Annotated in this window: 15 protein-coding genes and 1 other annotated feature; of the genes, 9 read left to right on the top strand and 6 right to left on the bottom strand. The window is 63.7% G+C overall.

Features of this window, described 5'->3' with window-relative positions; genetic code table 11:
* Nucleotides 1-7: 7 nt before the first annotated feature.
* A complete protein-coding gene (uvrC, locus tag MNR02_RS11035; protein ID WP_241946809.1) occupies nt 8-2,059 on the bottom strand; it encodes an excinuclease ABC subunit UvrC in 2,052 nt (683 codons plus the stop codon).
* Nucleotides 2,056-2,820 carry an SDR family oxidoreductase gene (locus MNR02_RS11030; protein WP_241946808.1) on the bottom strand — a complete coding sequence of 255 codons (765 nt, stop codon included), beginning with the start codon at nt 2,818-2,820 and terminating at the stop codon, nt 2,056-2,058. Before MNR02_RS11030 ends, uvrC begins: the two co-directional genes overlap by 4 nt.
* Nucleotides 2,821-3,177: 357 nt before the next feature.
* On the opposite strand from MNR02_RS11030, the gene MNR02_RS11025 reads away from it, so the two are divergent.
* Entirely contained in the window at nt 3,178-3,819 is a 642-nt protein-coding gene (locus tag MNR02_RS11025; RefSeq protein ID WP_241946807.1) for an outer membrane protein, read from the top strand.
* A 93-nt stretch (nt 3,820-3,912) separates the two neighbouring features.
* On the opposite strand, the gene MNR02_RS11020 is transcribed toward MNR02_RS11025, so the two are convergent.
* From MNR02_RS11020 to MNR02_RS11010, 3 genes are all read right to left on the bottom strand, one after another.
* Nucleotides 3,913-4,503 carry a glutathione S-transferase gene (locus MNR02_RS11020; RefSeq protein WP_241946806.1) on the bottom strand — a complete coding sequence of 197 codons (591 nt, stop codon included), beginning with the start codon at nt 4,501-4,503 and terminating at the stop codon, nt 3,913-3,915.
* A gap of 32 nt (nt 4,504-4,535) precedes the next feature.
* On the bottom strand, nt 4,536-5,264 hold the full coding sequence (locus MNR02_RS11015) for a ribonuclease (protein ID WP_371746663.1): 729 nt from the start codon (nt 5,262-5,264) through the stop codon (nt 4,536-4,538).
* Between the two features lie 74 nt (nt 5,265-5,338).
* A complete protein-coding gene (locus tag MNR02_RS11010; RefSeq protein ID WP_241946805.1) occupies nt 5,339-6,199 on the bottom strand; it encodes a 23S rRNA (adenine(2030)-N(6))-methyltransferase RlmJ in 861 nt (286 codons plus the stop codon).
* Nucleotides 6,200-6,300: 101 nt separating this feature from the next.
* On the opposite strand from MNR02_RS11010, the gene MNR02_RS11005 reads away from it, so the two are divergent.
* From MNR02_RS11005 to MNR02_RS10975, 7 genes are all read left to right on the top strand, one after another.
* Nucleotides 6,301-8,415, top strand: a complete 2,115-nt coding sequence (locus MNR02_RS11005; RefSeq protein WP_371746662.1) for a molybdopterin-dependent oxidoreductase — start codon at nt 6,301-6,303, stop codon at nt 8,413-8,415.
* Nucleotides 8,416-8,441: 26 nt separating this feature from the next.
* Nucleotides 8,442-9,041 carry an NUDIX domain-containing protein gene (locus MNR02_RS11000; protein WP_241946803.1) on the top strand — a complete coding sequence of 200 codons (600 nt, stop codon included), beginning with the start codon at nt 8,442-8,444 and terminating at the stop codon, nt 9,039-9,041.
* Between the two features lie 505 nt (nt 9,042-9,546).
* The gene (locus MNR02_RS10995; protein WP_241596642.1) at nt 9,547-9,861 is read left to right on the top strand and encodes a hypothetical protein; all 315 of its coding nucleotides are present in this window, start codon (nt 9,547-9,549) and stop codon (nt 9,859-9,861) included.
* Nucleotides 9,862-10,063: 202 nt separating this feature from the next.
* Nucleotides 10,064-11,854: an aspartate--tRNA ligase gene (aspS, locus tag MNR02_RS10990; RefSeq protein WP_241596640.1), complete on the top strand. Its 1,791-nt coding sequence runs from the start codon at nt 10,064-10,066 to the stop codon at nt 11,852-11,854.
* Nucleotides 11,855-11,943: 89 nt separating this feature from the next.
* Nucleotides 11,944-12,273 carry a DUF1236 domain-containing protein gene (locus tag MNR02_RS10985; RefSeq protein ID WP_241946802.1) on the top strand — a complete coding sequence of 110 codons (330 nt, stop codon included), beginning with the start codon at nt 11,944-11,946 and terminating at the stop codon, nt 12,271-12,273.
* 172 nt (nt 12,274-12,445) lie between these two features.
* Entirely contained in the window at nt 12,446-13,882 is a 1,437-nt protein-coding gene (creD, locus tag MNR02_RS10980) for a cell envelope integrity protein CreD (RefSeq protein WP_241946801.1), read from the top strand.
* Between the two features lie 96 nt (nt 13,883-13,978).
* Nucleotides 13,979-14,034, top strand: a sequence feature (sul1 is cis-regulatory element that is thought to sense ions involved in sulfur or methionine metabolism; They are found in Alphaproteobacteria).
* Between the two features lie 70 nt (nt 14,035-14,104).
* Nucleotides 14,105-15,592, top strand: coding sequence for a SulP family inorganic anion transporter (locus MNR02_RS10975; RefSeq protein ID WP_241946800.1), 1,488 nt, complete (start codon nt 14,105-14,107; stop codon nt 15,590-15,592).
* A 57-nt stretch (nt 15,593-15,649) separates the two neighbouring features.
* Here the strand turns inward: MNR02_RS10975 and MNR02_RS10970 are convergent, their stop codons facing one another.
* A complete protein-coding gene (locus MNR02_RS10970; RefSeq protein WP_241946799.1) occupies nt 15,650-16,840 on the bottom strand; it encodes a hypothetical protein in 1,191 nt (396 codons plus the stop codon).
* Between the two features lie 208 nt (nt 16,841-17,048).
* Here MNR02_RS10970 and parC point away from each other — a divergent pair, with 208 nt between their 5' ends.
* Entirely contained in the window at nt 17,049-19,301 is a 2,253-nt protein-coding gene (gene parC / locus MNR02_RS10965; protein ID WP_241596630.1) for a DNA topoisomerase IV subunit A, read from the top strand.
* Nucleotide 19,302 lies beyond the last annotated feature (1 nt).

Genomic DNA, 19,302 nt, shown 5'->3' with positions numbered 1-19,302 from the left:
AACCGGCCTATCCCGCCGAATCGTCGTGGAAATGGTTGTAGACGATGCGCGCGACGCTCTCCGAAATGCCGGCGACGGCCATCAGATCGGACATGGCGGCGCGTGAAACGGCTTTCGCCGTGCCGAAATGCTGCAGCAGCGCGCGCTTGCGCGTCGGGCCGATGCCGCCGATCTCGTCGAGCGGGTTCTTGACCATTTCCTTCTTGCGTCGCGCCCGGTGCGAGCCGATGGCGAAGCGGTGCGCCTCGTCGCGCATGCGCTGCACGAAGTAGAGCACGGGATCGCGCGGCGGCAGGGAGAAATCGGGAATGCCGCGCATGAAGAAGCGCTCGCGCCCGGCCTCGCGGTCCGCGCCCTTGGCGACGCCGATGGCGATCACCTGGTCGGTGATGCCGAGCTCTTCGAGGATCGCCCTGACAGCCGTCATCTGGCCCTGGCCGCCGTCGATGAGGATGACATCGGGCCATGCGGGCAAGGGCAGGTCCGCGGCATCCGCGCCGGTATCGCGCGCGCTTCGGTCCGGCAGGCCCTCTTCCTTGATCAGGCGCGAGAAGCGGCGGGTCATCACTTCCTTCATCATGCCGAAGTCGTCGCCGGGCGTGATCTCCGTCGATTTGATGTTGAACTTGCGGTACTGCCCCTTCACGAAGCCTTCCGGCCCGGCCACCACCATGCCGCCCACGGCATTGGTGCCCATGATATGCGAGTTGTCGTAGATCTCGATGCGGCGCGGCACATAGGGCAGCTTGAAGGTCGCGGCAAAACCGTCGAGCAGCCGGCTCTGCGAAGCGGTCTCGGCCAGCTTGCGGCCATGCGCCTCGCGGGCATTCGCCGTCACATGGTCGACGAGGTCCTTCTTCTCGCCGCGCTGCGGCACCGAAATCGTCACCCTGTAGCTGGATCGCTCGGAAAGCGCCTGCGACAACAGTTCCATTTCCTCGACCGGCTCCGACAGCAGAACCTGCCGGGGACAGGGCTTGTCGTCATAGAACTGCGCGAGAAAGGCATTGAGAACCTCCGCGCCCGAGAGCTGCGGGTCCGCCTTGGGGAAATAGGCGCGGTTGCCCCAGTTCTGGCCCGTGCGGAAGAAGAACACCTGGATGCAGGAAATCCCGCCTTCGTGATGGATGGCGAAGACATCGGCCTCGTCCACACCGGCCGGGTTGATGCCCTGGTGGCTCTGGACGTGGGAAAGCGCCGCCAGCCGATCGCGGAAGACGGCGGCGCGCTCGAAGTCGAGATCTTCGGCAGCGGCGTTCATGGCCTCCGCCATATGCGCCTTCACCTTCTGGCTCTTGCCGGAAAGGAAGTCCTTCGCCTCCTGCACCAGTTCGGCATAGTCGGCGTCGCGGATCTCATGAGTGCAGGGCCCGGAACAGCGCTTGATCTGATAGAGTAGGCAGGGGCGCGTGCGGCTTTCGAAGACGCTGTCGGTGCAGGTGCGCAGAAGGAAGGCGCGTTGCAGCGAGTTGATCGTGCGCCCCACCGCGCCCGCCGAGGCAAAGGGGCCGAAATAGTCGCCCTTGCGCGAGCGTGCGCCGCGATGCTTGAAGATCGCCGGCGCCCGGCTGTCGCCGGTCAGCAGGATATAGGGAAACGACTTGTCGTCGCGCAGAAGCACGTTGAAGCGCGGGCGCAGGCGCTTGATCAGGTTGGCCTCGAGCAGCAGCGCCTCGGTCTCCGTGCGCGTCGTCACGAATTCCATGTTCGCCGTCTGGCGCACCATCTGCGCGAGGCGGTTGGAGTGCACGCGGCCCTGTGCATAGTTGCTCACGCGCTTTTTCAGGCTGCGCGCCTTGCCGACATAGAGCACGTCGCCGGCTGCGTTGAACATGCGGTAGACGCCGGGGCTGTTGGGCAGGCGCTTGACGAAATGCTGGATCAGGTCGGCGCCGGTCAGGCCTTCCGGGACGTCGCCACCCTCGTTCCAGTCCATGCCGCCGGTCGCGACGGCAGGCGCTTCCGTGGCCGGCGATGTGCCTTCCAGCAGTTCGTCGTCCTCGTCCGTCTCGTTTTCGTCATAGAGGATGCCGCCATCCTCCACCTTCCGGCCGTTCATTCCGCATTCTCCGCGACGTCGGGGGTTTCCCAGGCGAGATGCTGCCCGCCGTCGAGCGCTATCATTTGCCCCGTAATGGACGGCGTGTCGAACAAAAAGCGAACTGTCCGGCCGAATTCCCCCAGATCGGGCCCGCGGCGCAGGATCAGCCCGTCGATCTGCGTCCGGAACGCCTCGTCGGTCTGGCGCTCGTTCGGCAGGGAGGGGCCGGGGCCGATGGCGTTTACCCGCACCTGCGGCGCAAAGCTCTGCGCCATTGTGCGCGTCGCCATCCACAGCGCCGATTTGGAGAGCGTGTAGGAATAGTAGCGCGGCGTCGGGTTCCAGACACGCTGGTCGATAATGTTGACGATGGAGCCGGTCACCCCCTCCGGCAGCTGCCGCACGAAATCGCGCGCCAGAATGGACGGCGCCTTTACATGCACGGCGAAATGCCGGTCCCACAGCGCATCGTCGAAGGCCGCCACGGTGTCCGGCTTGAAGAGGGAGGCATTGTTGACGATGAGGTCGAGCGGGCCGAGGGCGGCGCAGGCCGCCGCGATCAGCCCGGCCGTCGCCGCGCCGTCCGCCAGGTCGCATTGCACCGCGCTTGCCATCTGGCCCCGCGCCCGGATTGTGGCAGCGAGCGCCTCTGCGTCATCGAGCGACGTGTTGGCGTGAATGGCGACCGCAAAGCCGTTGGCGGCGAGATCTTCGACGATGGCCTTGCCGATACGCTTGGCCCCGCCCGTCACCAGGGCCGTCTTCAAGGGTTTTTTCAAGAAATGTCCGTCCTGCCGATTCATTTGATTAACCGGCCAAAGATATAGACATCCGGGCGCAGGCTTAAACTCCCCCGGACAATTGGTTGCGGAAAAATTAACCGCGAAAGACACTTCGAAGTAATTTGAAGTATATTTTCATCGTTTTCTTCACAACTGAAATTATGGTTAATGAATTACCTGGTGCGGAAAAGTCACATCCAGATTTCGCCCTGCGTCTGCCACAATGAATTCACATTTTGGCTCTTTCATTTCCTCAATCTTTAGTCAATTTCACCTCAACCGGGCGGGACTGAATTGGATGACGGCGCCCGACAACCTCCCCAAGAGGGCGTCGTTTAGTAAAAGGAGAATAACATGCGTACACTTATCGCCACCCTCGTCGCTTCGACCGTTTCCATGGTCGCCTTCCAGACCGCTCACGCTGCAGATGCCATCGATGACATCCCGCAGGCTCCGGCCGCTGAATATTCCGAGCCGGTCGTAAAGAACTGGTCCGGCGCCTATGTCGGTGGTAACGCCACCTGGCAGAAGGGCAAGTTCAACGGCCAGGGCAGCGAGCGCGGTCACGCTCTCGGCGGCGGCCTCTACGGCGGCTACAACATGCAGAACGGCCAGCTGGTCTACGGTCCGGAAGTCGATCTGAACTACTCGGGCGTTGACCACACCAACAACGGCTTCACTGCCAAGCAGGGCGTCAACGGCTCGATCCGCGGCCGCGTCGGCGTCGATCTGAACCCGGTTCTGGTCTACGGTACGGCCGGTGTTGCCGCTTCGGGCGTCAAGGTGACCGACAACGGCACTGGCGCCAAGGATGATGCAACCCTACTCGGCTGGACGGCCGGTGCCGGTGTAGAAACCATGGTTACGGACAACATTACCGCACGCGTCGAATACCGCTACAGCGACTACGGCAAGAAGACCTTCAACGGTGCCAATGGCGTTCGCAGCGGCTTCGAAGACCACAGCGTTCGCGTCGGTATGGGCGTGAAGTTCTAAGCCTCGAAGGCTCTGGAATGAAAGAAGGCCGCGGAGCAATCCGCGGCCTTCTTGTTTTTGCATGATGTTCGACGGCGCGCGGAGGCCTCCGCCTCAGTCCTTGAACGTCGCGTAATCGGGGAACACAGCCTCGAAGCGGGCGAGGTAGCGCTTCAGCTTCGGCCGGCCGCGCTGCCATTTTCCGGCAAAGCGCAGCTCGATGTAGCGCAGCATGGCGGCGAGCGCGAAATGGCCGGCATTCGGCTTCTTGCCGAGCCGCGGCATGTTGGCCTCGAGATGGTCGAGCGCGCGTTCCACCTTCTGCCACTGCCGGTCGATCCACGGCTGGTACACCTTGTCCTCCGGGCGGGCACGGCGCTCGTAGACGATGGCAAGCAGGCAGTCGCAGATCCCGTCGGCGGTCGCCTCCAGCACGTCCACCTCCGTGCGCTTGACCGCATTGCGCGGATAGAGCGCGCCGCGCGACTGGCGGTCGATATAGTTCATGATCGCGCGGCTGTCGAAGACGGCAACGCCCTCGTCCGTCACGAGCGACGGGATCTTTCCGAGCGGATTTGCCGCAAGCAGGTCCGCCGGGTCGGCATTGGTGTCGACGGCGACCGCCTCGGCGGCAAGTCCGGCATACTGCGCGGCCATGCGCACCTTGGTGGAATAGGGCGAGGTGGAGGAATAGAAGATCTTCATGGCGGGTCCTGTGCTCGTTGAAGGAAGATAGGTTAGCGAACCGGCGGTTGTTCGATGCTCTTGGCGCGGCAGGCGGCGCGGTCGACCTGCGGGCATGTGCGGAAGGCGAGGTCCGCCGTCATGCAGATGCGCACTTCCTCCAGCCGTCCCGCCTCGCAGGTCACGGCGATGCCCTGACCGGAAAGCCCGGGATTGTCAGCGATGAAGGCCGCCTCCACCCCGTCGGGCGACAGGCGCTGTCCCTTGTCGGCATCGAGGCTTGCGGGAATGCGCACCCGCTCGAACGCCGCGCGCGTCACCGCGAAATAGTCCTTCTGCGAAAGCCCCGAACAGCTGCCGTGCTTGCGCCACTGGTGGCCGATCAGGCCCATCGAGGGAATGATGTCGAGCACGGTGCGGCCGAGGTTTTCGGGCACGCGATCCGATTCGCGCGTCGCGCAGTATTCCGGATAGCCGCGATCGTTCTGCGGCCAGAGCCCGTGCACGATAAAACCGTTGTTTTCGCCGCGCCGGCATTGCTGCGTACGGCCGCCCTCGTCATTGTCGGCGCACCAGGTCGGCGACCACGACAGCGACAGCACATAGAAGTCGAAACCCTTGCCGAGCGGCACGCGCGCCGGCGCGGCTGTTTCCTTGCGGCTCGTCTCAACCTTCGGTTTTTCGGCGGGCTTGTCCTCGCCGCAACCGGAAAGCAGGGCCATGCCTGACAGCAGCAGCGCCACGGTGCGGAGCGGGGTGGAGGAGGGCAGCCGGTCCGTCATGCGGCGGCGGCAGGCAAAGAGGGCATGATGGTCTCCCGGTTCGGCGCGCGATTGTTGTCGCCGCGCGCGAAAGGTCAAGAGGCCTTGTTCTCGCCCGCAAGCCAGAACGACCGCGAAGAAGCGAAGCGGTCCTGCGCCAACCGCGCCTTGAGGAAGGGGAGCAGCACGTCGAGTTCCGCCTTCAGCGTGAAGGGCGGGTTGACGACGATCAGGCCGGAGCCGGTCAGGCCCGTCGTCTCGCGGTCGCTCTTCACCGAAAGCTCCGCGCACAGCATCTTGGGGATATCCGACGCCTTCAGCGCGGCATGGAACTGCGCGATGGGCGCGCCCTTCTTCAGCGGATACCACAGGCAGTAGACGCCGCCCGGGAACCGTCGCACGGCCTTTTCCAGCCCGTCCACCAGCCGCTCGTATTCGCCCTCGATCTCGAAGGGCGGATCGACCAGCACGATGCCGCGCTTTTCCTTGGGCGGCAGATGCGCGCCGAGCGAAAGCCAGCCGTCGAGATGGGTGATGCGGCTCTGGAAGTCGCCGTCGAACAGCCGGTGCAGCGTCTCGTAATCGTCGGGATGCAGCTCCATGGCCGACAGCCGGTCCTGCGGGCGAAACAGCATGCGGGCCAGTTTTGGCGAGCCGGGATAATAGGTTAGCCCGCCTTGCGGATTCAATTCCTGAACGACCTTGAGATAGGGCGCCAGGATATCGGCCACATCCGCCGGCAGGTCGCCGTTAAGCAGCCGGCCGATGCCGTCGAGCCATTCGCCCGTTTTCTGCGCCTCGATGCCGGAGAGGTCGTAGAGCCCGATGCCGGCATGGGTGTCGAGCACGCGGAACGCCTTGTCCTTGCCCTGCATGTAGGTAACGAGGCGCGCAAGCACGGCATGCTTGAGCACATCCGCGAAATTGCCGGCATGGTAGACGTGACGATAGTTCATGGCGTTCCCGCGCGATCACGCGCTCTGATGCGACGATGAATTGTTGCGATGGTAGAATGATTTGCCTTTTGGCCGTTCGCGCCCTGCAATATACAAAAGCCATGAACGTTGCGACACCAAATCTCGGAAAACCGCGGACCGCCCATTCGGCCTGCCCGCACGACTGTCCCTCCACCTGCGCGCTCGATGTCGAGATCGGCGCGGATGGACGCATGGGCCGCATCAAGGGCAGCGCCGACAACAGCTACACGGCCGGCGTCATCTGCGCCAAGGTCGCCCGCTATGCCGAACGCCTCTATCATCCCGACAGGTTGATGAAGCCCCTCGTCCGCAAGGGCGAGAAGGGCAGCGGCGAATGGGGCGATATTTCCTGGGAAGCCGCACTCGACGCGATCGCCGAGAATTTCGTCAAGGCCGAGCAGGCGCATGGCGCTGAGGCCGTCTGGCCCTATTATTATGCCGGCACGATGGGCCTCGTGCAGCGCGATTCCATCGAGCGCCTGCGCCACGCCAAGCGCTATTCCGGCTTCTTCGATTCCATCTGCACGAACCCGGCCTGGACCGGCTTCACCATGGGCGCCGGCACCCTGCGCGGCCCCGATCCGCGCGAGATGGCGGCATCCGATTGCGTGGTGATATGGGGCACGAACGCGGTGGCCACGCAGGTCAATGTGATGACCCACGCGGTCAGGGCCCGCAAGGAGCGCGGCGCCAAGATCGTCGTCGTCGATATCTACGACAACCCCACGATGAAGCAGGCCGATCTGGCGCTCAAGCTGCGCCCCGGCACGGATGCGGCGCTCGCCTGCGCCGTCATGCATGTCGCCTTCCGCGATGGTTATGCCGACCGCGCCTATATGGCCAAATATGCCGACGACCCGGCCGGGCTGGAGGCGCATCTCGCCACCCGCACGCCGCAATGGGCAGCCGCCATCACCGGCCTCGATGTCGCTGATATCGAGGCCTTCGCCGCCTTGGTCGGGCAGACGAAGCGCAGCTTCTTCCGCCTCGGCTACGGCTTTACGCGCAGCCGCAACGGCGCGGTCTCCATGCATGCGGCGCTTTCCATCGCCACCGTACTGGGCTCCTGGCAATACGAAGGCGGCGGCGCCTTCCACAGCAATTCCGGCATCTTCCGCCTGCGCAAGTCGGAACTGATGGGCCTCTCCTATGCCGATCCCGATATCCGCGCGCTCGACCAGTCGCAGATCGGCCGCATCCTAACCGGCGATGCGGTTGCCCTGCGCCATGGCGGCCCCGTCACGGCGATGCTGATCCAGAACACCAATCCGGTGAATGTCGCGCCCGAACAGCGCCTCGTGAAGCAGGGCTTCCTGCGCGACGATCTCTTCGTCGCCGTGCACGAGCAGTTCATGACGGATACGGCGAAGCTTGCCGATATTGTGCTGCCCGCCACCATGTTCGTCGAGCACGACGATATCTACCGCGGCGGCGGCCAGCAGCATATCCTGCTCGGCCCCAAGCTGGTGGAGCCGCCAGCGACCGTGCGCACCAATCTCTTTGTGATCGAGGAACTGGCCAGGCGCCTGGGCGTCGCGGACAAGCCGGGCTTCGGCCTCACCGAGCAGGAGCACATCACCCGCATGCTGCCCGCCTACGACACGAATTTCGACGGACTGAAGGAAGAGAAGTGGATCGATTGCCAGCCGGATTTCGAGACGGCGCATTTCGTGAAAGGCTTCGGCTTCCCGGACGGCAAGTTCCGTTTCCGGCCGGACTGGACCGGAACACCCGCTCCGAACCGGCCGCCCAAGGCGCTGGGCGCCTTCGGGCCGCATGAGGCGCTGCCGGAATTCCCTGACCATGTCGAGATCATCGAGACGCCGGATGCCGAACATCCGTTCCGCCTCGCAACCTCGCCAGCGCGCACCTTCCTCAATTCCTCTTTCACGGAAATGAAGAGCTCGCGCGAGCGCGAAGGCCGCCCGGAGGTGATGATCCACCCCGAGGATGCTGTAGCGAACGGCATCGCGGAAGGGGATATCGTGAAGCTCGGCAATGGCCGCGGTGATATCCGCCTGCATGCGAAGGTCACCGATGCCGTCAAGCCCGGCGTGCTGATCGCCGAGGGCATCTGGCCGAATTCCGCCCATCTCGACGGCGAGGGCATCAATGTACTGACCGGCGCCGATCCCGTCGCGCCCTATGGCGGCGCCGCCTTCCACGACAACCGCGTCTGGCTGCGCAGGACGTGACCGCCCACACATTGCAAGGACTTCCCATGACGGCTTCCGCTTCGTCCGCTATCCGCATCGTCGACCAGCAGACGGTGTGGAAGCGCTTCATCCGCCTCAGCACCATCGTCGTCGAACAGACCCGCGCCGATGGCCGCGTCGAGCGGCTCGATCGCGAGGTGCACGATCACGGTGCGGCGGCTGCCATCCTGCTGGTCGATCCCGACCGCCGCTCGGTCGTGCTGGTGCGCCAGTTCCGCCCCGGCGCCTTCTTCGGCGGCCACCCGGACGGCTTCCTGCTGGAAGTGCCCGCCGGCCTGCTGGACGATGACAGCCCGCAAGACGCCATCGCCCGCGAGGCGATGGAGGAAACCGGCTATGCCGTCACCGACCTGCGCCATCTTTTCGAAATGTATTCCAGCCCCGGCACGCTAACGGAGCGTGTCTCCTGTTTTGCCGCGCGCATCGATGCCGGCAGACGCGACGGCAAGGGCGGCGGGGTCGATCACGAGGGCGAGGATATCGAGATCGTCGAAATGCCTGTCGATGAAGCTTTCGATCTCATCGCGATAGGCGGAATCGTGGATGCAAAGACGATCATGATGCTGCAATGGCTGATGCTGAACCGCAGCGATTTCAACATCTAAGCCCTTCGGCGACGAAAAACACCACCGCGAAACGTCCCCGCTCTTTGCACCCGTGCCCATAATGCGCGTGTCCCGCCGCGGATACACCGGAGCGCGTTGCCGGCGAGGCGGGACCGGTGCCCTTGTCTGTCGATACCGACGCATGTCGCAGGCAAGGGGCCCGGCAGAAAATGGTTTCCCTCCCGGCTCGATGCAGCAGGGGCGTGTCTGTGCGGCACACAAGGGAACCGGCGACTGGACGAAATGGTGTTGCCTTGCCGTCCTTTCGCACCGCCCCGGCATCTGCCGGTGAGCGGTCGCCCTGGAGAAGGCGCCGGTTCTTGCAGAGAAACCGCAGTTGCCGGGCAAAAGACACCGAACGGGGTGCCGGAAGGTGCCATTTAACACACTTACAGATGAGGCAGCTCCGGCGCCCCGTCCGATCCCGGCTGGACCGGGCCATTGAGAAGAGAGCAAAACCACGGACGCAACGCGTCGCGTGGCCACTGTTGCAGGAGCCGTCTTCATGACCGCATCGCAAACCCAAAGCCTTCCGGACACCGAAAGATATACGCTCGAACACGATACGCTCTGCCGGCTGGCGGCGCTTGCGGCGTCCTGCCCGCGCCACTGGTGCCGCCTGCGCCGCTGCCGGCGCGCCGGTATCTGCCTCGGGGCCCTTCGGCCTGTCGAGGGCGCGCCCGCGCTCTTCCTGCCGCCCTGCGTACCCAGTCTCGATGCGCCGCCCGCCGCCGCTTTCCGCGCCTCTGTGCGTTCCTGGGCCGACCGGTTGGCACGGTGCGGCATGTCGGCTTTCGATTCGCCGCCGCGTGACGGGTAAGCGGGGCCGGGCGCTGCCGTCACGCGTTGCCAGCCAGTGTCCGGCACGGCTGCAAGGCAGGCGCTCCAGCCCCTGCCGGGCCGTCGCAAGGCCCGCCAAGCCTTGACAAACGGGCCGGGTCATGCGCTTGTCCGCCCGATTTTTCTTGGGTGGCCGCGCCGGGATGTTTCCGCGTGGCCCGTCAGCATTTCAGGATACCACGATGCACCGTTACCGCAGCCACACCTGCGCCGCTCTCCGCAAGTCCGACGTCGGCCAGACTGTTCGTCTCTCCGGCTGGGTCCACCGCGTGCGAGATCATGGCGGCGTGCTTTTCATCGACCTGCGCGACCACTACGGCATCACCCAGGTGGTCGCCGACCCTGATAGCCCGGCCTTCAAGACGGCCGAAACGGTCCGCGGCGAATGGGTCATCCGCATCGACGGTCTCGTCAAGGCGCGCACGGACGACACCGTCAACAAGGGCATGCCGACCGGCGAGATCGAACTCTACGCGCAGGATATCGAGGTTCTCTCGGCCGCCAAGGAACTGCCGCTGCCGGTCTTCGGCGAACCGGAATACCCGGAAGACGTCCGCCTGAAATACCGCTTCATCGACCTGCGCCGCGAGACGCTGCACAAGAACATCGTGCGCCGCACGCAGATCATCTCGGCCATGCGCAAGGGCATGGGCGAGGCCGGCTTTGCCGAATACACCACGCCGATCCTGACGGCTTCCTCGCCGGAAGGTGCGCGCGACTTCCTCGTGCCGTCGCGCATCCACGAAGGCAAGTTCTTCGCGCTGCCGCAGGCTCCCCAGCAGTACAAGCAGCTCCTGATGGTCGCCGGTTTCGACCGCTACTTCCAGATCGCGCCGTGCTTCCGCGACGAAGACCCGCGCGCCGACCGCCTGCCGGGCGAGTTCTACCAGCTCGACGTCGAAATGAGCTTCGTCACCCAGGAAGACGTCTGGGAAACGATGGAGCCGATGATGACGGCCGTCTTCGAGGAGTTCGCCGAAGGCAAGCCGGTCACCAAGCAGTGGCCGCGCATCCCCTATGACGAAGCGATCCGCAAGTACGGCTCCGACAAGCCCGACCTGCGCAACCCGATCGTCATGGAAGCCGTCACCGACCATTTCGCCGGCTCCGGCTTCAAGGTCTTCGCCAACATGATCGCGTCCAACCCGAAGGTTCAGGTCTGGGCGATCCCGGCCAAGACCGGCGGATCGCGCGCCTTCTGCGACCGCATGAACGCATGGGCGCAGTCGACCGGCCAGCCTGGCCTCGGCTACATCTTCTGGCGCAAGGAAGCCGACAAGCTGGAAGGTGCGGGCCCGCTCGCCAAGAACATCGGCGAGGAGCGCACGGAAGCCATCCGCACGCAGCTCGGCCTCGATGACGGCGATGCCTGCTTCTTCGTCGCCGGCGATCCGGCCAAGTTCTACAAGTTTGCCGGCGAAGCCCGCACGCGCGCCGGCGAGGAACTGAACCTCGTCGATCGCGACCGTTTCGAAATGTGCTGGATCGTCGACTTCCCGTTCTACGAATACAACGAGGACGAAAAGAAGATCGACTTCGCGCACAACCCGTTCTCCATGCCGCAGGGTGGCCTGGAAGCCTTCGACAGCAAGGATCCGCTGGAACTGAAGGCCTACCAGTATGACGCGGTCTGCAACGGCTTCGAAATCGCTTCGGGCTCGATCCGTAACCAGTCGCCGGAACTGATGGTCAAGGCCTTCGAGAAGGTGGGCCTCAGCCAGCAGGACGTGGAAGAGCGCTTCGGCGGCCTCTACCGCGCCTTCCAGTACGGCGCGCCCCCGCACGGCGGCTGCGCCTTCGGCATCGACCGCGTCGTCATGCTGCTCGTCGGCGCCAAGAACCTGCGCGAAATCTCGCTGTTCCCGATGAACCAGCAGGCGCAGGACCTGCTGATGAACGCGCCAGCACCCGCTACGCCCACGCAGCTGCGCGAACTGGCGCTGCGCGTCGTGCCGTCGCAGAAGAAGGACTGATTTTCCAAGGGCGGGGCGCTTGGCGTCCCGCCCGAGGGAACCCTTCGGGCTCATGACCGTTCTTCTGCCATCGACAAAGGAGAACGAACATGACCAACAAGCTCATTCTCGCCGGCGCGGCTGCCTTTCTCTCGCTGTCCGCATCGGCTTATGCCCAGGATACGGTCATCATCCAGCAGACCGATCCGGTCATGACCGAATCGACGGTCGTGGTCCCCGGCGGTGTGCGCACCTACGTCCTGGAACAGCAGGTGCCGTCCGTGACCTATGAAGGCGATGTCCTGGAAGGCCGTGTCATTCCCGAGGCCGTGGAAATCTATCCCGTCGATGGCTATACCGATTACGGCTATACGGTGGTCAACGAGCGCCGCGTGATCGTCGATCCGCAGACCCGCACCGTGGTCCAGGTCCTCGAATAGGCTCATACCATTGGAAACCCGGCTCAAGCGCCGGGTTTCCGCCTTCCGTGACCGCAGCGCGACAATGCCGCGAATTCGCCGTCAGTCGATCCCAATTCCGCGAACAATCGGTCGAAATGCACCCCTAGCGTGAGCGCGCCTATAATGGCGAACAACGACTGGAGGGACTTCCATGACCGAACCGCATTCCGACGATCCTGCTTCCGCACCACCCCGGCCGCTGCCCTATCCGGAGCCGCGCGGCAATCTTTCCGCCTTCCTGCGCTCGCCCGGCGTCAAGTTCATCATGATCGGCGTCATTTCGGTGGCGCTTCTCGTGCCGTTGCTCCTCGTCTGGGGCCTCACCGAAGAACGCGCCGAACGCGCGAGGGAGGTCTCCAACCGCATTTCCCATGGCTGGGGCGGGGACCAGGCGGTCAACGGCCCCTATATCGCCGTGCCGTTCGAAGTCATGCGCAGCCGGGAGTTGGACGGCCGCACCCTGATTGAAAAGGTAACGGAATGGGCGCTCGTCATGCCCGAGATGCTGGATGTGACGGCTGACCTCAAGACGGAGGAGCGCCGCCTGTCGATCTACACGCTGCCAGTCTATAACGGCGCCCTCACGCTCAAGGGTCGCTTCGGCGCCGGCATCTTGCAGGATCTCGCCAGGTTCGACGGCACGCCGGATTTCAACCGTGCCATCCTCGTGCTCAACATCAACGACATCACCGGTATCCGCTCGGATGCGGGCGTAAAGATCGAAAACGGCCCGGTCCTTCCGTTCGATCCCGGCATGCGGCAGATTTCCGCCATGGGCGTGGCCGGCACGATGGACTACGGCAGGTCGCAGTCGAATGCCGGCGTCCACCGCCCGATCGACCGGGCGCTCATCGAAAAGGGCTTCACCTTCGACATCGTTTTGTCGCTGAACGGCTCGCGAAGCTTTGCCGTGGCGCCTGCCGGCCAGACGACCAGCTTCCAGGCGAAGGCGAACTGGCCGCATCCCGGTTTCGAGGGGCTTTTCCTGCCGGAGCAGAAAACCATCACCGCCAAGGACTTCACCGCGACGTGGACGATCCCCTATCTCGCCCGCGGCATCGACAAGGCCGTGTCGGGATCCATGCTCCCCTTGTCGGAGAGCATGATGAGCATCAACCTCGTGGAGCCCGTGCAGTTCTACCAGGTCGTCTCGCGCACGCTGAAATATTCCATCGGCTTCATCTCGCTCGTCTTCCTCGCCGTCTTCGTCGTGGAGCTAAAAGGCGGGCGCATGGTGCACTGGATCCAGTACGTGCTGACGGGTCTGGCGCTCATCGTCTTTTACGTGCTGTTGCTAGCACTGGCCGAGCATACCGGCTTCACGCTCGCCTATGGCATCGCCGCCATCGCGACGACGCTCCTCATCTCCGCATATCTCGGCAGCGCGACGGCGAGCCGTAGAAACGGCTTGGCCCTGGGTGCTGTCCTGCTGGCGGCCTACGGCATCATGTATCTGGTGCTGCGCGAGGATGAATATGCCCTGCTTGCCGGAGCGCTCATCTCCTTCATCGCGATTGCCGCAACCATGTATGCGACGCGCAAGGTTGATTGGTCCGGCACCGCGGTGCGCCCGGCGCAGGCAGAGTAGGTCACAGTGGCGGCTCGGTGCAGACCCACCGGGCCGCCATTCTTTCTGTGCACGGTTGCCTCGCCACACCATGCGCTTTATAGCGGTGTCATTCACCCCGGACCCGGTGAAAACCCGGGTGGCTCTTCTGGCCGCCGATCCGCCAGACAACGCAAAAGCATCAAACCAGCTCACATGCCGGACGCCGTCCGGTCTGGATGCACTACTCTTGCGGAATTCTCCATGTTCAATCTGACGACCTACAAGCGCGAATGGTTTTCGAACATTCGCGCCGATATTCTTTCCGGAATCGTTGTCGCGCTTGCTCTGATCCCCGAAGCCATCGGCTTCTCCGTCATTGCCGGTGTGGATCCGAAAGTCGGGCTCTTCGCCTCCTTCGCCATCGCCTGCGTTTCCGCCGTTCTCGGCGGCCGGCCGGGCATGATCTCGGCCGCGACCGCTGCCACGGCCGTCCTCATGGTCACACTGGTCAAGGAGCACGGCCTGGAATACCTGTTCGCGGCCACCCTCCTGATGGGCCTCATCCAGATCGGCGCAGGTCTGCTCAAGCTCGGCCGTGTGATGCGCTTCGTTTCGCGGTCGGTGATCACGGGCTTCGTCAACGCGCTCGCGATCCTGATCTTCATGGCCCAGCTGCCGGAACTCATCGGCGTTCCCGGCCTGACCTACGCGATGATCGCTGCAGGGCTCGCGATCATCTACCTGTTTCCCTATGTCACGAAGGCCATACCTTCGCCGCTCGTGGCCATACTCGCACTCACCGGCGTGGCGTGGTGGAGCGGCATGGACATTCGAACCGTCGGCGACCTCGGCGAACTGCCTTCGGCCTTTCCGGTTTTCGCTCTGCCGCACGTGCCGCTGACCTTCGAAACCCTTCAGATCATTTTCCCCTATTCCATCGCGCTTGCGGCGGTCGGTCTGCTGGAATCGTTGCTGACCGCCCAGATCGTCGATGACATGACGGATACAAGAAGCTCCAAGAGCCAGGAATGCATCGGGCAGGGGGCCAGCAACATCGCCTCCGGCCTGATCGGCGGCATGGGCGGCTGCGCCATGATCGGCCAGTCGGTGATTAACGTCACTTCCGGCGGACGCGGTCGCCTCTCGACCTTCGTGGCAGGGGCCTTCCTGCTGTTCCTGATCCTCGTGCTGGATGATCTCGTGCGGATCATCCCGATGGCCGCGCTCGTCGCCGTCATGATCATGGTGTCCGTCGGCACCTTTTCATGGCGTTCGGTCCTGGATATCCGCCGCAATCCGCTGTCGTCGTCCGTCGTGATGCTGGCCACGGTGGCGACTGTCGTCGGCACCCACGATCTGGCCAAGGGCGTGCTCGTCGGCGTCCTGTTGTCCGGTGTGTTCTTCGCCGGAAAGGTGGCCAGGCTTTTCCGCGTCCGCGCGGAGCTGAACGAGGACGGTACGGAGCGGACCTACCGTGTCGAGGGCCAGATCTTCTTCGCCTCGGCGGAAAGCTTCACGACGGCCTTCGATTTTGCCGAGCCGGTCGACAGGATCACGATCGATGTCTCGCAGGCGCATCTGTGGGATATCACCGCAGTCGATGCGCTCGATAAGGTGGTCCTGAAATACCGCAGGCAGGGCGTCGATGTTGCCGTCATCGGCGTCAACGAAGCGAGCGCGCATATGCTCGACCGCTTTGCGCTGCACGATAAGGACCACGCCGCGTTTTCCGCGACGGCCGGCCACTGAAACAGGAAAGGCCCGAAGCGATGCTTCGGGCCTTTCCTTCAAGACGAAAGCCGAGTCTTAGTCGTTGGCGGTGACGGTGACGCCGAGGACCTGCGGAATGGTCTGCGGGGCACCCATGGCGGCGCCCATGATCATCGGGAACGGCACCGGCTCCTTCGGCTCGGCGCTGATCTTGATGCTCTTCGGGTCGTCCAGATAGGTGTTTACGGCCGCCGAGATCTGGTTCTGCAGGTCGGGCATGTTGAGCTGCGCGATCATGATCGGAACCAGGCCCTTCAGCGACTGTGCCATCTGGTCGCCCGTGACACCCTGTTCGCTGCCGGCATAGTCGAGCAGCTTCTTGGTGATGGAGGCGTCTTCGAAGGAGATGGTGGCGCTGTTGAAGGTCAGCTGCTGGACGAGGCCCATCATGGCCATGCCCATGGCGGCGTTGGCTTCTTCCTTGTTCGGATTGGCCTCGGCGGTCTTGATTGCTTCCTGCATGTTCTTGATGAAGTCGAGCGTGTAGCCCGAGAAGGCGAGCTGCAGGTTCAGGCGGCCGATATCCTTGAAGTCGAAGGCATATTCGTCCACGGCGAGCTTGCCGCTGGCCAGTTCCCAATTGCCGGCCATCGAGACTTCTCCTTCGAGCGACTGGATGCCGAGCTTGTTGAGCGTATCCTTGGCCTTGGGGTCTTCGACGGTCGTCAGGTCAGCCTTGAGGTCGGAGAACTTGGCGTCGAACTCCAGGCCTGCATCGTTGTCCATGCGGGTGATGTTTGTCTCCATGCCGGACATGGAGAAGACTTCCTTGCCCTTGGAGGTGACGCTGATCGGGCCGGCGGTGGCGGATTCGTACATCAGCAGCGATTCCAGCGTGCCGGGAACGATCTTGCCGGGTACCGCGACGCCGTTGAGGGCGAGATCCTTCGCAGAGACGGTCGATTCGGCTTCGGTAACGTTGACGTCTTCGAAACCGATGGTCTCGATCGTGTAACCGCCGTCGCCGTCTTCCTCTACGCCTTCCATGGTAACGGTGCCGAGCTTGATCGGGGTTTCGGTGCCCGTGGCCTTCAGTTCAGTGCCTTCCAGCGTCACGGTGGAGCCGTCGACGGCAACATTCGAGTAACCGACCGAAACGCCGCTCGTGGCATAGGTGGCGTTCAGCTTGGTCATCAGGTCCGCGCCATCCAGCGCGAAAGCGGGGCTTGCCAGGGTGGCGAGCGCGGCGCCTGCAAGAAGGCTGCGGAAGTGGGAGGTGCGCATCATTGATTGGCTCTCTTTCTGGTTTTCTGAACGGCTGCCTTGCCGTACCGCCTCTAGACGAGCGGCGGGGCGACTATATTCGGCTGTTTGCAACTTTCCATGTATTTCTTGTCCCCCGGACCGATTTCGCCAACAGCCTTTACAAAGCGCTATCCACAGGCGGATCGCCCGGATCCTTGCCGCGAATCGGTATGAAGGCTAGTCAAGACCCATGGGACAAAACACTTTGCCGCCCGATGGCGGAGACGACCACATTCAACCTATCGACCTCAAGGCGGCGCTGGAAGAGCGCTACCTGGCCTATGCCCTTTCGACCATCACGCAGCGCGCGCTGCCAGATGTGCGCGACGGTCTCAAGCCGGTTCATCGCCGTATCATCCATGCCATGAGCGAGATGGGCCTCAGGTCCAATTCCTCCTTCAAGAAATGTGCGCGTATCGTCGGCGACGTCATCGGTAAGTTCCACCCGCACGGCGACCAGTCGGTCTACGATGCGCTCGTGCGTCTCGCGCAGGACTTCTCGCAACGCTATCCGATCGTCGACGGGCAGGGCAACTTCGGCAATATCGATGGCGACAATGCGGCCGCCTATCGATACACCGAAGCGCGCATGACCGAGGTCGCGACGCTGCTGCTCGAGGGCATCGATCAGGATGCCGTCGATTTCCGCAAGACCTACAACGAGGAAGACGACGAACCTGTTGTCCTGCCGGGCGCGTTCCCGAATCTGCTGGCGAACGGTTCGTCCGGCATCGCGGTCGGCATGGCGACGTCCATTCCCTCGCACAACGTGCACGAACTGTGCGACGCCGCGCTGCACCTCATCCGCAACCGTGACGCCGATGTCGAGAAGCTGGTCGAATTCGTCCAGGGGCCCGATCTGCCGACAGGCGGCATCATCATCGACAGCCGCGAGAGCATCATCGAGGCCTACAAGACCGGCCGCGGCGGTTTCCGCGTGCGTTCGAAGTGGGAGACCGAGGATCTGGGCCGCGGCGGCTACCAGATCGTCGTCACCGAAATTCCCTATCAGGTGCAGAAGTCGCGCCTGATCGAGAAGATCGCCGAACTGCTGATCGCCCGCAAGCTGCCGCTTCTGGAAGACATCCGCGACGAATCGGCGGAAGACGTGCGTATCGTGCTGGTGCCCAAGAGCCGCACCGTCGATCCGACGATCCTGATGGAATCGCTCTTCAAGCTGTCCGAGCTGGAAAACCGCATTCCGCTCAACATGAACGTGCTGTCGATGGGGCGCGTGCCCAAGGTCATGGGACTGAAGGACGTTCTCGTCGAATGGCTTGACCATCGCCGCGACGTGCTCCAGCGCCGTTCGCGCCACCGCCTGGCTGCCATCGATCGCCGGCTGGAAATCCTCGGCGGCTACCTGATCGCCTATCTCAACCTCGACGAGGTGATCCGCATCATCCGTGAGGAGGACGAGCCGAAGGTCTCCCTCATGGAGACGTTCTCGCTGACGGACGTCCAGGCAGAAGCGATCCTCAACATGCGCCTGCGCTCGCTGCGCAAGCTCGAGGAGTTCGAGATCCGCACCGAGTTCGACAATCTGTCGAAGGAGAAGGCGGAGATCGAGGCGCTGCTCGCCTCCGACGAGAAGCAGTGGCAGACCGTTGCCTGGGAGATCGGCGAGGTCCGCAAGAAGTTCGCCAAGGCGACCGAACTCGGCCGCCGCCGCACGCAGTTCGCAAGCGCCCCCGCCGCCGATATCGAGGCCATCCAGCAGGCCATGATCGAGAAGGAGCCGGTTACGGTCGTCATCTCCGAAAAGGGTTGGGTGCGCGCGCTGAAGGGGCATATCGCCGATACGTCCGGTCTTCAGTTCAAGGAAGGCGATGCGCTGAAGGTTGCCTTCCCGGCGCAGACCACGGACAAGGTTCTGATCGTGACGACGGGCGGCAAGGTCTTCACGCTCGGCGCCGACAAGCTGCCAGGCGGTCGTGGCCATGGCGAGCCGTTGCGCATCATGGTCGACATGGAAAACGATCAGGACGTGCTGACGGCCTTCGTGCACGATCCCGCGCGCAAGGTCATCGTCGCCTCGCAGGCCGGCAACGGCTTCGTCGTTTCGGAAACCGAGATGGTCGCCAACACCCGCAAGGGCAAGCAGGTGATGAATGTCGGCATGCCTGACGAGGCCAAGCTCGTCGTGCCAGTGCGCGGCGATCATGTGGCCGTCGTCGGCGAAAACCGCAAGATGCTGGTCTTCCCGCTGTCGCAGCTGCCCGAGATGTCGCGCGGCAAGGGCGTGCGCCTGCAGCGCTACAAGGACGGCGGCGTCTCCGACATCCGTTGCTTTGCGCTGGAGGAGGGCCTGTCCTGGGACGACAGCGCAGGCCGCAACTTCGTGCGCAACAAGGACGAGCTGGCCGAATGGCTGGCCGACCGCGCCACTGCGGGCCGCACCGTGCCGAAGGGGTTCCCCCGCAGCGGCAAGTTCAGCGGTTGAT

The sequence above is a fragment of the Shinella sp. H4-D48 genome (assembly GCF_022637395.1).
GTDB classification, from domain to species: Bacteria; Pseudomonadota; Alphaproteobacteria; order Rhizobiales; family Rhizobiaceae; genus Shinella; species Shinella sedimenti.
This window is presented reverse-complemented; position numbering and strand designations above follow the sequence as displayed.

Coding starts and splice junctions, on each gene's coding strand:
- uvrC (WP_241946809.1), bottom strand. CDS start 2,059: ATGAACGGCCGGAAGGTGGAGGATGGCGGCATCCTCTATGACGAAAAC.
- MNR02_RS11025 (WP_241946807.1), top strand. CDS start 3,178: ATGCGTACACTTATCGCCACCCTCGTCGCTTCGACCGTTTCCATGGTC.
- MNR02_RS11020 (WP_241946806.1), bottom strand. CDS start 4,503: ATGAAGATCTTCTATTCCTCCACCTCGCCCTATTCCACCAAGGTGCGC.
- MNR02_RS11015 (WP_371746663.1), bottom strand. CDS start 5,264: ATGACGGACCGGCTGCCCTCCTCCACCCCGCTCCGCACCGTGGCGCTG.
- MNR02_RS11010 (WP_241946805.1), bottom strand. CDS start 6,199: ATGAACTATCGTCACGTCTACCATGCCGGCAATTTCGCGGATGTGCTC.
- MNR02_RS11005 (WP_371746662.1), top strand. CDS start 6,301: ATGAACGTTGCGACACCAAATCTCGGAAAACCGCGGACCGCCCATTCG.
- MNR02_RS11000 (WP_241946803.1), top strand. CDS start 8,442: ATGACGGCTTCCGCTTCGTCCGCTATCCGCATCGTCGACCAGCAGACG.
- MNR02_RS10995 (WP_241596642.1), top strand. CDS start 9,547: ATGACCGCATCGCAAACCCAAAGCCTTCCGGACACCGAAAGATATACG.
- aspS (WP_241596640.1), top strand. CDS start 10,064: ATGCACCGTTACCGCAGCCACACCTGCGCCGCTCTCCGCAAGTCCGAC.
- MNR02_RS10985 (WP_241946802.1), top strand. CDS start 11,944: ATGACCAACAAGCTCATTCTCGCCGGCGCGGCTGCCTTTCTCTCGCTG.
- creD (WP_241946801.1), top strand. CDS start 12,446: ATGACCGAACCGCATTCCGACGATCCTGCTTCCGCACCACCCCGGCCG.
- MNR02_RS10975 (WP_241946800.1), top strand. CDS start 14,105: ATGTTCAATCTGACGACCTACAAGCGCGAATGGTTTTCGAACATTCGC.
- MNR02_RS10970 (WP_241946799.1), bottom strand. CDS start 16,840: ATGATGCGCACCTCCCACTTCCGCAGCCTTCTTGCAGGCGCCGCGCTC.
- parC (WP_241596630.1), top strand. CDS start 17,049: ATGGGACAAAACACTTTGCCGCCCGATGGCGGAGACGACCACATTCAA.